This window comes from Saccharomonospora xinjiangensis XJ-54 (assembly GCF_000258175.1).
Taxonomy (GTDB): domain Bacteria; phylum Actinomycetota; class Actinomycetes; order Mycobacteriales; family Pseudonocardiaceae; genus Saccharomonospora; species Saccharomonospora xinjiangensis.
In genome coordinates this window covers 3,409,347-3,423,279 of sequence record NZ_JH636049.1, presented here as the reverse complement: position 1 = coordinate 3,423,279, position 13,933 = coordinate 3,409,347, and the positions used below count along the sequence as shown (strand labels likewise).

The window sequence follows — 13,933 nt, the reverse complement described above, 5'->3', positions numbered from 1 at the left end:
CCGCACTTCCCGCACGCGTGTCCGCAGCCTACGGCGCGGACACGCCAACCCCCCGTACCGAAACTGCCAACACCCGCACATAGCCTGCGGACACAAGTACACCAGCTACAAACACCCGTACACAGCCTGCGGACACAAAGTAGGCGGGCCCCAGCGCGGGACGGCGACTGTCTGAAATGGACGGCAGCGTCAGGAGCCCGACTGGGCTCGCGCCATCCGCTCCTCGCGGTCGGCCGAGCGCAAGGCGTCGAGCACACCCGCCAGTTCCCCGTCCAATACCTGATCCAGGTTGTACGCCTTGTAGTTCACGCGGTGGTCGGAGATCCGGTTCTCCGGGAAGTTGTAAGTACGCACCCGCTCGGAGCGATCAACGGTCCGCACCTGCGAACGGCGGGCGTCGGCGGCTTTTGCCGCTGCCTCCTCCTCCGCCAATGCCTGAAGGCGGGCCTGCAACACCTGAATGGCGCGCGCGCGGTTCTGGATCTGCGACTTCTCGTTCTGACAGGACACCACGACCCCGGTGGGAAGGTGGGTGATCCGGACAGCCGAGTCGGTGGTGTTCACGCTCTGCCCGCCGGGCCCCGACGACCGGAACACGTCGATGCGCAGGTCGTTCGGGTCGAGTTCGACCTCGACCTCCTCCGGTTCGGGATAGATCAGCACGCCTGCCGCCGAGGTGTGGATACGGCCCTGCGATTCGGTGGCAGGCACCCGCTGCACGCGGTGCACACCACCCTCGTACTTCAGTCGAGCCCACACCCCATCGACGTCCGCGCCCTTGCTCTTGATCGCCACGGTCACGTCCTTGTAGCCGCCGAGGTCCGACGGGGTGGCGTCGAGGATCTCCGTCGTCCAGCCCTGCCGCTCGGCGAACCTCAGGTACATGCGCAGGAGGTCACCGGCGAACAGGGCCGACTCCTCACCGCCCTCACCGGACTTGATCTCCATGACGACGTCGGAGCTGTCGTAGGGGTCGCGAGGCAACAGCAATTCCGTCAAACGCGCCTGTAGCGCGGGAAGCCGGTCGGCCAGCCGCCCCGCCTCCTCGGCGAACGACTCGTCCTCCTCGGCCAGCTCCCTGGCCGCGTCGAGGTCGGAGCGCGTGGCGTTCAGCTCGTTGACGGTCTTCACCACGGGCGCGAGTTCCGCGTAGCGGCGCCCCAGTTTGCGAGCCTTTGCCTGGTCGGCGTGCACTGCCGGGTCCGCCAACTGCTCTTCCAGCTCGGCGTACTCGTCGAGCAACCCTCGCAGTGATTCCGACTCCACGGCTCTCCTTCTCTCGCTCGCCTTCCCCTGGGACACGTTCGCAACGCGAAACGGCGCTCGCCTCTGCCACACGAGCAGAAGCGAGCGCCGTCCACCAAGCTACTTCTTGCGCCTGCCGTAGCGAGCCTCGAAGCGCGCCACCCGGCCACCGGTGTCGAGGATCTTCTGCTTGCCCGTGTAGAACGGGTGGCAGTTCGAGCAGATCTCGACCTGGATCGAGTCGGAGGCGGCGGTGCTGCGGGTGGTGAAGGTGTTCCCGCAACCGCAGGTCACCGTGGTGACGTGGTAGTCGGGGTGAATACCGCTCTTCATGGTGTCCTCTCTCAACTGGCCGCCGGATCCCCGCGAACGGTCGCGAGGTGAACCGGAGCCGGACGTCAGCGGAACAAGTCTGCCAGAGACTCAGACTGCCCGTTCAAACGCACCCTGATGGGCCGATATTCCCAAGGATAATCCGGGAACCGGGTGGTCGGCGGCGAGGGGGCCGCCGACCACGGATGCGCTCAGCGGTGACGCTGACGGACGTCGTCGGTCGCCGTCAGTCGTCGTCGGAGCCGGGCGCGGTCTTCGAGACCTGCATCAGGAACTCGATGTTGGTCTTCGTCTTCCGCAGCCGGTCGAGCAACAGATCGATGGCCTGCTGCGAGTCGAGCGCGTGCAGCACCCTGTGCAACTTGTGGGTCACAGCCAGCTCGTCGGGCGAGAGCAGCAGCTCTTCCTTGCGGGTGCCGGACGGGTTGACGTCCACAGCGGGGAACACCCTGCGCTCGGCGATCTTGCGGTCGAGCTTGAGCTCGGCGTTGCCGGTGCCCTTGAACTCCTCGAAGATCACCGTGTCACCGGTGGAGCCCGTCTCGACCATCGCGGTGGCGAAGATCGTGAGTGATCCACCGCCCTCGATGTTGCGCGCCGCGCCGAGGAACCGCTTCGGCGGGAACAGCGCCGTGGAATCGACACCACCGGACAGGATGCGCCCCGAAGCCGGAGCCGCCAGGTTGTAGGCCCTGCCGAGCCGGGTGATCGAGTCGAGCAGCACGACGACATCGTGCCCCATCTCCACGAGGCGCTTGGCCCGCTCGATGGACAGCTCGGCCACCGACGTGTGGTCCGACGGCGGGCGGTCGAAGGTGGAGGCGATGACCTCGCCCTTCACCGACCGCTGCATGTCGGTGACCTCTTCGGGCCGCTCATCGACGAGAACCACCATGAGGTGACATTCGGGGTTGTTCGTCGTGATCGCGTTGGCGATGTCCTGCATGATCGTCGTCTTGCCCGCCTTGGGCGGGGAGACGATCAGCGCGCGCTGCCCCTTGCCGACCGGCATCACCAGGTCGATGACGCGGGTGGTCAGCTTGTTCGGCGTCGTTTCCAGCCGCAGCCGCTCGTTCGGGTACAGCGGCGTGAGCTTGTGGAACTCCGGCCGCTTCTTCGCGACCTCGGGATCGAGCCCGTTGATCGAGTCCACCCGCACGAGCGGGTTGAACTTCTGGCGCTGCTGCTCGCCCTCACGCGGCTGCTTCACGACACCGGTGATGGCGTCACCACGGCGAAGTCCGTACTTGCGCACCAGCGACAGCGAGACGTAGACGTCGTTGGGGCCGGGAAGGTAGCCGGAGGTCCGGACGAACGCGTAGTTCTCCAGCACGTCGAGGATGCCCGCGACGGGAAGCAGAACGTCGTCTTCCTTGATATCGGTCTCCGTGCCGCCGCCTTCACCACGACCGCGGCGACGGCGGTCACGGAAGCGCTTGCTGCGACGGCCACCCCGCTCGTCGTCGTCGCCCTGGTTGTTCTGGTTGTTCTGGTTGTTCTGGCCACCGCCCGCGTTACCGCGCTGCTGGCCGCCCGCCTGCTTGCCGTCGGACCTGCCGGAGTCGGACCCACCGTCCTTCTCCCCGCCGTCACGCTGGCCGGACTCGCCGTCGGAACGCTGCTGGGCGCCGCCGTCGGCATTCGCACCGGACCTGCCGGAGCCGCGCCTGCGCCGGTTCGGCCTGTTGCCGCCGTCGTCCTGCGTGTCTCCGGAGACCTTGGCTTCAGCGTTGTCCTTCACGTTGTCCTTGGCGTCCCTGGCGGCACCGTTGCCGCCTTCGTTCCTGCCGCCGCCGTTCCTGGCGGAGTCGGCGCCGCCGTCGGCCGTGCTTTCGGCACCAGCCTCACGCCGACCGGCGTCGCCGCGCTTGGCCTGCCGCTTGTCACCGGCATCACCGGCCTCGCCGGACTGACCGGGTTGGCCGTGACCGTCGAGAGCCGCGACCGGCTCACGGGCAGGCGCAGAGGTCGTCGAGGTCACAGAGGTCACAGAGGGCTCGGCGGCGTCCTTGGCCGTCGATTTCGCACGCTTCGTCTTGCCCTGGCGCTCGCGGATGGCCGCGATCAGGTCGCCCTTGCGCATCCCCGTGGTGTCGCCGATGCCCAACTCGGTGGCGAGTGCGCGAAGCTCGGCGATCACCATGCCCGACAGGCCGCCGGGACGCCGCTTCGGGGCCGTTCCCGCGCCGTTGGTCTGCGGCGTCTGCTCACCCGAGTCGGACGATGCAGACGGTGCTGCCTGGGTCTCGTCGCCGCTCAACAGATCGGTGTTGCTCACACATGTCCTTCCTGACCGGTCAACGCTCCATGCGTGGACCAGCGGACCACCGCCCGCGTCCGAATTGCGAGACGGCGTACTGGGGTCCCTGTGCGGCCGGTTCGTCGCCGAAGATACGAGATACAGCGAGAACCGCCGTCATGGGATCAATCGATCACCGTGTTTGCCCGAAACCCCGTCGAGAACCAACGGAAGAAATCCGATCCGGAAAACGTTCCGGGACCAGCACCGGGTGCGGAAACCGCACGGTGACCGAACGCCTCCGAGGGTAGACCGACAGGGCACGCGGTGCAACAACCACCCCCCACATGGCGGCGCCCTTTTCCGATCATCGGGGAGGGCTACCACGAGGATGTGCCGATGCGGTCGTCTAGCTCACGCAGAGGCGCACGCCGACGAGATCGACGGGCAACTCGATGACCTCGAATCCTGCAACGTCAACGCCGTCGGGAAGTATTCCCGTCGTGGTCAACGCGAGCACCGTGGGGCCGGCGCCGGAGATCACCGCGGCGACCCCGCGCGACCGCAGTGCCCGCATCAACCGGACCGAAGCGGGATAGGCGGGCTCGCGGTAGTCCTGGTGCAGCCGGTCCTCCGTCGCCGCGAACAACAGGTCCGGCCGTGCCGTCACCGCGTGCACAGCCAGCGCACTCCGGCTCGCGGCGAACGCGGCATCACGGTGCGGGACACGATCGGGAAGCAGCCCCCGCGTCTGTTCCGTGGCCGAACGCACCTCCGGAATCGCGACCACCGGCCTGATCGCGGAGTGCGGAACGAGCCGCTCCGCGTGATACGTCGAACCCGACTGCCACGCCACGACGAACCCGCCGAGCAGGCTCGCCGCCGCGTTGTCGGCGTGCCCCTCGAACTCGGCGGCGAGTTGCAGCGCGCTGCCGTCGATGTCCTTACCCGCCAACGCATACCCGGCCGCGACCCCCGCCACGACAGCAGCGGCCGACGAGCCGAGTCCACGCGAGTGCGGGATCGCGTTGTGACACCGCAACACAATGCCGGGCACGGAGATGTCGAGGTAGCGGCAGGCGCGGCGCAGCGCCCGCACCACGAGGTGCGACTCGTCTGTGGGCACGCCCGACATGTCGCCCGCGCCCGCGTCGATCACCTCGACGGCGAGACCGGACCCGGTCACCTCGACCTCGACGACGTCGTGCAGTGCCAGCGCCATGCCGAAGGTGTCGAATCCGGAGCCGAGGTTCGCCGTCGAGGCCGGAACGGTGATCGTGTACTTCACATCGGGACTCGTTTCCTCGAAGCAGGCCGCGCGTTCACAGTTCCAGCGCGGCCGCGACGGCACCGGGATCGACGGCGAGTGGCTCGACCTCCACGTTGCCCTCCAACGCCGTGGCGGGGTCCTTGAGCCCGTGGCCCGTGACCGTGCACACCACCGTCGAGCCCTTCGGGAGCCTGCCGTCGGCCGCCGTCAGCAGCAGTCCCGCGACACTCGCCGCCGACGCGGGCTCCACGAACACGCCCTCGCGCCGAGCGAGAAGCCGGTAGGCGTCCAGGATGCGTTCGTCGCTCACCGCCTCGAACAGGCCGCCGCTTTCCGTTTTCGCCTTCACTGCCGACCGCCACGAGGCAGGGCTGCCCACCCTGATCGCCGTCGCCACGGTCTCCGGGTCCTTCACGGGCTCGCCCTTCACCAAAGGAGCGGCACCCTCGGCCTGGAACCCGAACATGCGAGGCACCGTGCTGACCATGTCGTCGGCGGCGTACTCGGTGTAGCCGGCCCAGTAGGCGGTGATGTTTCCCGCGTTACCGACCGGGAGGCAGTGGATGTCGGGTGCCTCGCCGAGCGCGTCGCAGATCTCCCACGCCGCCGTCTTCTGTCCGACGAGCCGGACGGGGTTCACCGAGTTCACCAGCGTCACCGGGTAGTCGGCCGCGGTCTTGCGCGCCAGTTCGAGGCAGTCGTCGAAGTTGCCGTCGATCTGGAGGATGCGGGCGCCGTGCAACACGGCCTGCGCCATCTTGCCCAGCGCGATCTTGCCTTGCGGCACCAGCACTGCCGTGGTGAGCCCCGCGCGGGCCGCGTAGGCGGAGGCCGAGGCCGAGGTGTTGCCCGTGGACGCACAGATCACGGCCTTCAACCCGCTGGCGAGGGCGTGCGTGATCGCCACCGTCATGCCCCGGTCCTTGAACGAACCGGTCGGGTTCGCGCCCTCCACCTTGAGATAGACGGTGCTGCCGGTGAGTTCGGACAGATGGGGAGCGAACAGCAGCGGCGTGTTGCCCTCTCCGAGCGTGACGATCTCGGCGCCCTCGGGAATCGGGATCCGATCCGCGTAGGCACTGATGATGCCGGGCCAGCCGGGCCGCACACCCTGACCCGCAGCCGATGAGTTCCGCGCGTTCACGAGTCCTCGCCTTCCACCCGCATCACACTGACCACTTCCCGCACCACGTCGAGCTTGCTGATCTCGTTCACCGTGGCCTCCAGCGCCGCGTCCCGCGCAAGGTGTGTCACCACCACGAGGCTCGCCGTCGAGTGCTTGTCCCGCTGCCGCACGGCCGCGATGCTCACGTCGTGCACCGCGAAGACCTGCGCGATCTGCGCGAGCACACCAGGTTTGTCGGCCACGTCGAGGCTGATGTGGTAGCGCGTTGGCGTCTCGCCCATCGGTCGCACCGGCAGGGCCGCGTGCATCGACTCGCGAGGACCCCTTCCCCCAGCGACGCGATTGCGCGCGGCGGCCACGAGATCGCCGAGCACCGCACTGGCCGTCGGCGCGCCTCCCGCGCCCTGCCCGTAGAACATCAGTTCGCCTGCGGCCTCCGCCTCGACGTAAACGGCGTTGAACGCGCCGCCGACGCCAGCGAGCTGGTGGGTCCTCGGGATCATCACAGGATGCACGCGCACCGAGACCGACTCGGAAGCCTCCGGACCTTCCGCGACGCGCTCACAGATCGCGAGCAGCTTCACCGTGCGGTTCAACCGCTGCGCCGCCACGATGTCCGACGCACTGATGCCGGTGATCCCCTCGCGGTACACATCGGAGGCCGTCACCCTCGTGTGGAACGCGAGCGAGGCGAGGATCGCCGCCTTGGACGCGGCGTCGTAGCCGTCAACGTCTGCGCTGGGGTCCGCTTCCGCGTAGCCGAGGCGGGTCGCCTCGTCCAGCGTCTCGGCGTAGCTCGCTCCCGTGGAGTCCATTGCGGACAGGATGAAGTTCGTGGTGCCGTTGACGATGCCCATCACGCGCGTGATGCGGTCGCCCGCGAGTGATTCCCGCAACGGCCGGAGCAACGGGATCGCACCGGCCACAGCCGCCTCGTAGTAGAGATCGGCGCCGGACTCGCTCGCGGCTGCCGAGAGTTCCGCTCCGTACTCCGCCAGCAGCGCCTTGTTACCCGTGACCACGGACTTGCCCTTGCGCAGAGCCGTCAGCAGCCAGCCGCGCACGGGTTCGATGCCGCCGATCAACTCGATCACGACGTCCACATCGGACTCAACGAGCCCGCTCGCATCGGCCGTCAGCAACTCTTTCGGCAACTCGGGATGCTTGTCAGGCCTGCGCACCGCGATACCGGTCAGCTCGATCGGGGCGCCCACCCGCGCGGCCAGTTCCTCCGCGTCGCCGAGCAACCGCCGAGCGACCTCGCTGCCGACCGTGCCGCAGCCCAGCAACGCGACCCGAACCGGAGTTTGACGACGCTCGCTCACGACACCTCCAGTGTCTTGCGGGACACCCTCCCCTGCCGCGGCCCCAGCCACGACGGGGGCCCACCCCGGTCGGTGTCCGCGAGTGCCCACACCATGCTCACTCACGACACCTCCAGGCGGAACAGGTCCTCGTTCGTCTCCCGCCTCAGCAACAGCCTGTGGTTGCCGTTGCGCACAGCCACCACAGCGGGCTTCGGCTGCTTGTTGTAGTTGCTCGCCATCGAGTAGCAGTACGCTCCCGTCGCCGCCACCGCGAGCAGGTCTCCTGGCACAAGGGTGTCCGGCAACCAGCAGTCGCGGACGACGATGTCGCCGGACTCACAGTGCTTTCCCACGACGCGGGACAGCACGGCGCGAACCTCGCCCGGCTGGCCGTCGTCGCTCGACCGCGACACGAGGCGGCAGTCGTACGCCGCGTCGTACAGGGCGGTGCGGATGTTGTCACTCATCCCGCCGTCCACACTCACGTAGCGTCGTGAGGCGTCGTCACCGAGCACGACGTCCTTGGTGGTCCCCACCTCGTACAGCGTGACCGTGCCCGGCCCTGCGATGGCGCGGCCCGGCTCGCCCGCGATCCGGGGCACGGGCAGGTCGGCGAACGCGCATTCCTTGCGCACGATCTCGCGAATCTGCGTGATCATCTGCGCGGGAGGGGGCGGATTGTCGCGATCGGTGTAGGAGATGCCGAAGCCTCCGCCGAGGTCCACGAGGGACAGTTGGTCGAGCAGTTCGGAGCCGTGTTCCTTGTGCAGGTCGGCGAGCAGCCCGACGACTCGGCGGGCGGCGACCTCGAAACCGTCGGTGTCGAAGATCTGGGAACCGATGTGGCTGTGCAGGCCGACGAGCTTGAGCGACGGGCTGTTGAGCACTCGGCGCACCGCCTCCGCCGCGTCGCCGGAGGCGAGTGAGAAGCCGAACTTCTGGTCTTCGTGCGCCGTGGCGATGAACTCGTGCGTGTGCGCCTCGACACCCACGGTGACCCGGATCAGCACCGGCTGCACCACCCCGTGGCGCTCCGCGATCTCGGCGAGTCGCGCGATCTCGTGGTAGGAGTCGAGCACCACGGTGCCCACCCCCGCCTCGACGGCGGCCTCCAGTTCGGCGAACGACTTGTTGTTGCCGTGGAACGTGATGCGTTCCACGGGGAACTCCGCGCGCAACGCGACGGCCAGCTCACCGCCGGTGCACACGTCGAGGCTGAGCCCCTTGCCCGCCACCCAACGGGCGATCTCCGTGCACAGGAACGCCTTGGCTGCGTAGTGCACGAGCGCCGGGTCCTCGAACGCCTCGGCGTACTCGGCGCAGCGCGCCTTGAAGTCCACTTCGTCGATCACGAACAGCGGCGTGCCGTACGTCTCGGCGAGCTCCCGCACGTCCACGCCCGCGATGCGGACGACACCGTCGGGAGCGCGGTAGGTGTTCCGTGGCCAGACCTTCGGATAGAGCCGGTCCAGCTCCTCCGAAGTGGACGGCGGGAAACCCGCCTGGTCCGCGTGCGGGTGAACCTCCGCATGACGAGGCCCCGCGGGGTGTGCGCACATTGCTACGTTCCTTTACGGCGAACCCGTGCGGCGCCACACGCCGCCGGGGCATTGCAGTTGGCCACGTCCCCGACGGTACGCCGTCGAGGTACCGGGGCGTCCCGCCGCTACATCCGCTCCGGTGCGGACACTCCGAGCAGTGACAGCCCGTTGGCGAGGACCTGGCGGGTCGCCTCACACAACGCGAGCCGGGCGAACGTGAGCGGGGTCGGCTCCTCGTCACCCTGCGGCAGGACCCTCGCGACGTCGTAGAACTTGTGGTATGCCGACGCCAGCGATTCCAGGTAACGGGCGACGCGGTGCGGTTCCCGCAGCTCCGCCGCCTTCGTCAACACCGAGGGGAACTCCCCGATCGTCCTGATCAGGTCACCCTCCCTCGGGTGTGTCAGCAGGCTGACGTCCGCGTCAGCCCGCAGTTCGAGTTTCAGCTCGGCCGCATTGCGTTGCAGGGAGGCCAGCCTGGCGTGCGCGTACTGGACGTAGAACACCGGGTTCTCGTTCGTCCGCTGCCGGAGCAGGTCCAGATCGACGTCCAGCGGGGAATCGACGGAGTACCGGCACAGCTCGTACCGCGCCGCATCGACACCGACGACCTCCACGAGGTCCTCCATCGTGACCACGGTGCCCGCGCGCTTGCTCATGCGCACCGGTTTGCCGCCGCGCACCAGGTTGACCATCTGGCCGATCAGCACCTCGACGGCTCCCGGGTCGCGCCCCATCGCAGCCGCCGCTGCCTTCAGCCGCGCGATGTAACCGTGGTGGTCAGCCCCGAGCATGTAGACGCACGTGTCGAAACCGCGGTCGAGCTTGTCGCGGAGGTAGGCGAGGTCACCGGCGATGTAGGCGGGCGCGCCGTCGGACTTGATGACAACCCTGTCCTTGTCGTCGCCGTGCTCGGTGGAGCGCAACCACCAGGCTTCGCCGTCGTTGTAGAGGCTGCCCGATTCCTTGAGTTCGGCGAGGACGCGGTCGAGTTCCCCCGACGTGTGTAGCGACTTCTCCGAGAACCAGACGTCGAAGTCGGTGCCGAACTCGCTGAGGCTCCGCTTGATCTCGGCGAGCATGAGTTCGACGCCGAGGCGCTTGAACGTCTCGTGACGCTGCTCGTCCGGCTGGGCGAGCGCGCCGGGGTCGCGCTTCAGGACCTCGGCTGCGATGTCGCCGATGTAGGCGCCCGCGTAGCCGTCCTCCGGCACGGGAGCACCCTGCGCCGCGGCGATCAGCGACTCGGCGAACCGGTCGATCTGCGAACCCGCGTCGTTGATGTAGTACTCGCGGGTCACGTCGGCACCCTGCGAGGCGAGGATGCGGCCGAGCGCGTCACCGACGGCGGCCCAGCGCGTGCCGCCGAGGTGGATGGGGCCGGTCGGGTTGGCCGAGACGAACTCCAGGTTGATCCGGCGCCCCTCGTAGGCGGTGCCGCGTCCGTAGTCCGCGCCCGCCTTCAGCACCTGTGACACGATCAGCCCCTGCGCGTCGGCCGCGAGCCGGAGGTTGAGGAACCCCGGCCCCGCCACCTCGGCCGACTCGATGCCTGGTGAGGCGGAGATCACATCGGCGAGTTCCTGCGCGAACTCCCGAGGCGCCAACCCGGCCTTCTTCGCGACCTGGAGCGCGAGATTCGTCGCGTAATCGCCGTGCTCCGGATTCCGGGGTCGCTCCACCGTCACCTGTTCGGGCAGGATGCCGTGATCGAGCCCGCGATCGGTGAAGATCCGGGCAGCGGAAACGCGAACGAGGTCAGCGAGAGCGGCGGGAGTCACGAGGCGAGTGTAAGTCCGGCAACGTCGTCGGTTGACACCGGTCGCCGGTTGTATCACTACACTTCAGGGCGGTAACCGTCGCCGGACGAAACGACAGGAGCCATGGCCAACGGAAAGCAGCAGAAGGGCGCGAAGGGCACGAAAGGCGCGAGCAAGAAGGGCAGCGTCGCGTCGGCCCGGGGCTCGGTGGTCAACGGGAAGCAGACTCCGTGGGGCACCATCGCCGCGGTCGTTGGCATCGTCCTCCTCGCAGCCGGTGTGTTCGGTTACTACTACGTGGCCTCCAGCGATCAGCGCGCCCAGCGGGACAGGGAGGAGGCCGCGGCGGCCTTCACTCCCGACCAGAAGAACCCCGACCCTTCCGGCAAAATCGAGGGCGTCGTGAAGCAGGAGTACGAGGGCGGCGCCCACGTGCTGCCCACGGAGCGCGTCGCCTACGACAAGACCCCGCCGTACGGCGGCCCGCACGACGGCTACTGGGCCGCGTGCACCGGCGTCGTCTACCCGGAGGCCGTGCGAAGCGAGAACATGGTCCACTCGCTCGAACACGGCGCGGTGTGGATCGCCTACAACCCCGACAAGATCAAGGGCGAGGCGCTCGATCAGCTCAAGCTCCGCGTTGACGGCGAGCCGTTCATGATGATGTCGCCGTACCCCGGCCTCGACACGCCCATCGCGCTCCAGTCGTGGGGCCACCAGCTCAAGCTCGACAGCGCAGAGGACGAGCGCATCGACCAGTTCATCGCCGCGCTCCGCCGCAATCCCAACACCTACCCGGAGATCGGCGCGTCCTGCGACGCTCTCGGGCCCGGCATGTTCGACCCGGACAACCCGCCCGCGTTCAACGCCGAGCCGCCTGGTCCCGACGCCAAGCCGATGGACTACCAGGGCAGCACGGGCGCTCCGGAGGACAACCTCGGCACCCAGGTGCCGCAGCAACAGCAGCAGTCGTCGTCGGCCCCGAGCGAGGAATGATGCCGGAGCAGGAGCGGCCGGACCCCGACAGCACCGACGAGACGTCCGGCGAGGAGACGGCCCCAGAGCGCGGCGAGTCACCCACGTGGTCCCGCGCGGTGATCTTCGGGGCTGCCGCCCTCGCGGTGCTGCTCGTCGGCGCCACCGTCGGGCTGCTGATCGGGCAGAGCCGCACGGGCGACGACGAACCGCCGACGCCGCAGGCAGGCTCTGTCGCGGTCGGGTTCTCCCAGGACATGTCGCGGCACCACCTCCAGGCCGTGACCATGGCCAACTGGGCGCGAGAGCACAGCGCCGACCCGGAGATCGTGCAGCTCGCCTTCGACATCGCGAGCGTGCAGCAGGAGCAGGTGGGCCGCATGAAGGGCTGGCTCATGCTGTGGGGCCAGCCGGAGGAGCCGCTCGGCGAACCCATGACCTGGATGGCCGAGCCAGGCGGCCATGGCCATGGCGCAGGCGGGACCGCGGTGTCGGATGACGGCCGGATGCCCGGCATGGCCAGCGAGGAGGAGCTTGCCGAGTTGCGCTCCCTCAAGGGCGAGGAACTCGACGTCTACTTCCTCAAGTTGATGCTGCGCCACCACCAGGGCGGCGTCGATATGGCCCAGTACGCCTACGACCACTCGACCGTGCAGGCGGTGAGGACGCTCGCGAAGAGCATGCTCGCCTCCCAGGGCGCCGAGATGAACACGATGCGCGGAATGCTCGCCGAACGCGGGTCGGAGCCGCTGCCGTTTCCCTGACGCGGCTACCAGGTCAGCCGAGCGCAGCGGAGGGCCGACTCCCTCGGCTCGACCTGGAGCGTGGCGTGTTCGATGGTGTAGCGCGAGGCCAGTAGCTGCTGCGCGGACGAGAGCACCTCGGCGGGGTCGCTGTCGGCGTCCACCGTGAGGTGTGCCGAGGCGACCTCCATGCCGGAGGTGAGTGTCCAGACGTGCAGGTCGTGGACGTCCTCGACGCCGGGGAGTCGGTGCAGATCACCGTTGAGCGCCGCGACGTCAACACCGTGTGGCGCGTGCTGGAAGAGAATGCGCAGCGCCCGGCGGGCGAGGACGGCGGTGCGGGGCAGCACGAAAAGCCCAATGACCACACCGATGACGGGGTCGGCGTAGCGCCAGCCGGTGGTCAGGGTCAACGCGCCGCTGACGAGCACCCCGATCGAGCCGACGAGGTCGGCCAGCACCTCGAGGTAGGCCCCGCGCACGTTGAGGCTCTCCTGGGCGCCCCTGCGCAGGAGCAGGAAAGCGACGACGTTGGCGGCGAGGCCGAGCGCCGCCACCAGGAGCACGGGAAGCCCGGGAACCTCGGGCGGGTCCGTGATGCGGTCCACGGCCTCGTAGACGACGTATCCCGCGACGCCGAAGAGCAGGACGGCGTTGGCCAGGGCGGCCAGCACCTCGGCGCGATACATGCCGAAGGTTCGCGTGAAGGTGGGACCGCTGCGGCGTGCGAGGTGGACGGCGGCCAGCGCCATGGCGATGCCGAGCACGTCCGTCAGCATGTGCGCGGCATCGGAGATCAGAGCCAGCGACGACGTCGCGAAGCCCACACCGAACTCCACCACCATGACGACAGCCCCGAGGGCGAGCGCCGCGGCCAGGCTCGCGACGTATCGTCCTGATGCGCTCCCACCCTGCGCGGGCAGGTGCCCGTGCCCGTGGCCGTATCCCATCGCCTCGCCTCTCTTCCGATACCCAGCCAGAAAATATAGCGACATGCGCATGAATGCAATCATTGCGCTGTGTCCTGTGACGATCACCCCACCGCCGACGAAGCTTCCCTTCGCCCACCACCATCAAACGCACCGATCACGGAAAGCACCCACCGACACGACGCCAACGGGGCATGCGCTAAGCTTCACTCATCGCACACGCGATGGGCCCTCGTAGCTCAGTGGATAGAGCACTGCCCTCCGGAGGCAGGTGTCGCAGGTTCGAATCCTGCCGAGGGCGCCCAGGTCACAGCGTCACAGCCCCATTCAAGATCACTCCCGGGGCACATCCGGGGCACTAGCTCTTCTTGCCGGTCGTGGTTGCCCGATCGCCATCGCGTAGATCCTTCACTCGACATCGGCTCGCGACGAAGCCGCTCACCTCGGCCGTGATCGACGCTCGCG

Annotated in this window: 11 protein-coding genes and 1 tRNA gene; 3 read left to right on the top strand and 9 right to left on the bottom strand. The window is 68.4% G+C overall.

Going from position 1 to position 13,933, the window contains the following annotated elements; all coding sequences use genetic code 11:
- Window positions 1-189: 189 nt before the first annotated feature.
- The 8 genes from prfA to argS all read right to left on the bottom strand — a co-directional run bounded on the left by prfA (window position 190) and on the right by argS (window position 10,842).
- Window positions 190-1,266 (bottom strand): peptide chain release factor 1, encoded by a 1,077-nt coding sequence (prfA, locus tag SACXIDRAFT_RS15460; protein ID WP_006239524.1) that lies wholly within the window; start codon window positions 1,264-1,266, stop codon window positions 190-192.
- Between the two features lie 99 nt (window positions 1,267-1,365).
- A complete protein-coding gene (rpmE, locus tag SACXIDRAFT_RS15455; RefSeq protein WP_006239523.1) occupies window positions 1,366-1,578 on the bottom strand; it encodes a 50S ribosomal protein L31 in 213 nt (70 codons plus the stop codon).
- Window positions 1,579-1,804: 226 nt separating this feature from the next.
- Window positions 1,805-3,856: a transcription termination factor Rho gene (gene rho, locus SACXIDRAFT_RS15450; RefSeq protein WP_006239522.1), complete on the bottom strand. Its 2,052-nt coding sequence runs from the start codon at window positions 3,854-3,856 to the stop codon at window positions 1,805-1,807.
- A 370-nt stretch (window positions 3,857-4,226) separates the two neighbouring features.
- The gene (thrB, locus tag SACXIDRAFT_RS15445; protein WP_006239521.1) at window positions 4,227-5,105 is read right to left on the bottom strand and encodes a homoserine kinase; all 879 of its coding nucleotides are present in this window, start codon (window positions 5,103-5,105) and stop codon (window positions 4,227-4,229) included.
- Between the two features lie 34 nt (window positions 5,106-5,139).
- On the bottom strand, window positions 5,140-6,231 hold the full coding sequence (gene thrC, locus SACXIDRAFT_RS15440; RefSeq protein WP_006239520.1) for a threonine synthase: 1,092 nt from the start codon (window positions 6,229-6,231) through the stop codon (window positions 5,140-5,142).
- Window positions 6,228-7,538, bottom strand: a complete 1,311-nt coding sequence (locus SACXIDRAFT_RS15435) for a homoserine dehydrogenase (RefSeq protein WP_006239519.1) — start codon at window positions 7,536-7,538, stop codon at window positions 6,228-6,230. Before SACXIDRAFT_RS15435 ends, thrC begins: the two co-directional genes overlap by 4 nt.
- A 101-nt stretch (window positions 7,539-7,639) precedes the next feature.
- Window positions 7,640-9,079 carry a diaminopimelate decarboxylase gene (lysA, locus tag SACXIDRAFT_RS15430; protein ID WP_006239516.1) on the bottom strand — a complete coding sequence of 480 codons (1,440 nt, stop codon included), beginning with the start codon at window positions 9,077-9,079 and terminating at the stop codon, window positions 7,640-7,642.
- A 107-nt stretch (window positions 9,080-9,186) separates the two neighbouring features.
- Window positions 9,187-10,842, bottom strand: a complete 1,656-nt coding sequence (argS, locus tag SACXIDRAFT_RS15425) for an arginine--tRNA ligase (RefSeq protein ID WP_006239515.1) — start codon at window positions 10,840-10,842, stop codon at window positions 9,187-9,189.
- A 102-nt stretch (window positions 10,843-10,944) separates the two neighbouring features.
- Here argS and SACXIDRAFT_RS15420 point away from each other — a divergent pair, with 102 nt between their 5' ends.
- Together SACXIDRAFT_RS15420 and SACXIDRAFT_RS15415 are read left to right on the top strand one after the other, a co-directional pair.
- Window positions 10,945-11,817 (top strand): thioredoxin-like domain-containing protein, encoded by an 873-nt coding sequence (locus SACXIDRAFT_RS15420; protein WP_006239514.1) that lies wholly within the window; start codon window positions 10,945-10,947, stop codon window positions 11,815-11,817.
- A complete protein-coding gene (locus SACXIDRAFT_RS15415) occupies window positions 11,817-12,560 on the top strand; it encodes a DUF305 domain-containing protein (RefSeq protein ID WP_040922213.1) in 744 nt (247 codons plus the stop codon). The genes SACXIDRAFT_RS15420 and SACXIDRAFT_RS15415 overlap by 1 nt, the downstream gene beginning before the upstream one ends.
- A 5-nt stretch (window positions 12,561-12,565) precedes the next feature.
- Here the strand turns inward: SACXIDRAFT_RS15415 and SACXIDRAFT_RS15410 are convergent, their stop codons facing one another.
- Entirely contained in the window at window positions 12,566-13,489 is a 924-nt protein-coding gene (locus tag SACXIDRAFT_RS15410; protein ID WP_040922212.1) for a cation diffusion facilitator family transporter, read from the bottom strand.
- Window positions 13,490-13,696: 207 nt separating this feature from the next.
- Here SACXIDRAFT_RS15410 and SACXIDRAFT_RS15405 point away from each other — a divergent pair.
- Window positions 13,697-13,769: transfer RNA gene (locus SACXIDRAFT_RS15405), tRNA-Arg, on the top strand.
- Window positions 13,770-13,933: the final 164 nt, after the last annotated feature.

Bases quoted from the DNA above. Each gene is read 5' to 3' on its own strand.
- rpmE (WP_006239523.1), bottom strand. From the start codon at position 1,578: ATGAAGAGCGGTATTCACCCCGACTACCACGTCACCACGGTGACCTGC.
- lysA (WP_006239516.1), bottom strand. From the start codon at position 9,079: ATGTGCGCACACCCCGCGGGGCCTCGTCATGCGGAGGTTCACCCGCAC.
- SACXIDRAFT_RS15420 (WP_006239514.1), top strand. From the start codon at position 10,945: ATGGCCAACGGAAAGCAGCAGAAGGGCGCGAAGGGCACGAAAGGCGCG.
- SACXIDRAFT_RS15415 (WP_040922213.1), top strand. From the start codon at position 11,817: ATGCCGGAGCAGGAGCGGCCGGACCCCGACAGCACCGACGAGACGTCC.
- SACXIDRAFT_RS15410 (WP_040922212.1), bottom strand. From the start codon at position 13,489: ATGGGATACGGCCACGGGCACGGGCACCTGCCCGCGCAGGGTGGGAGC.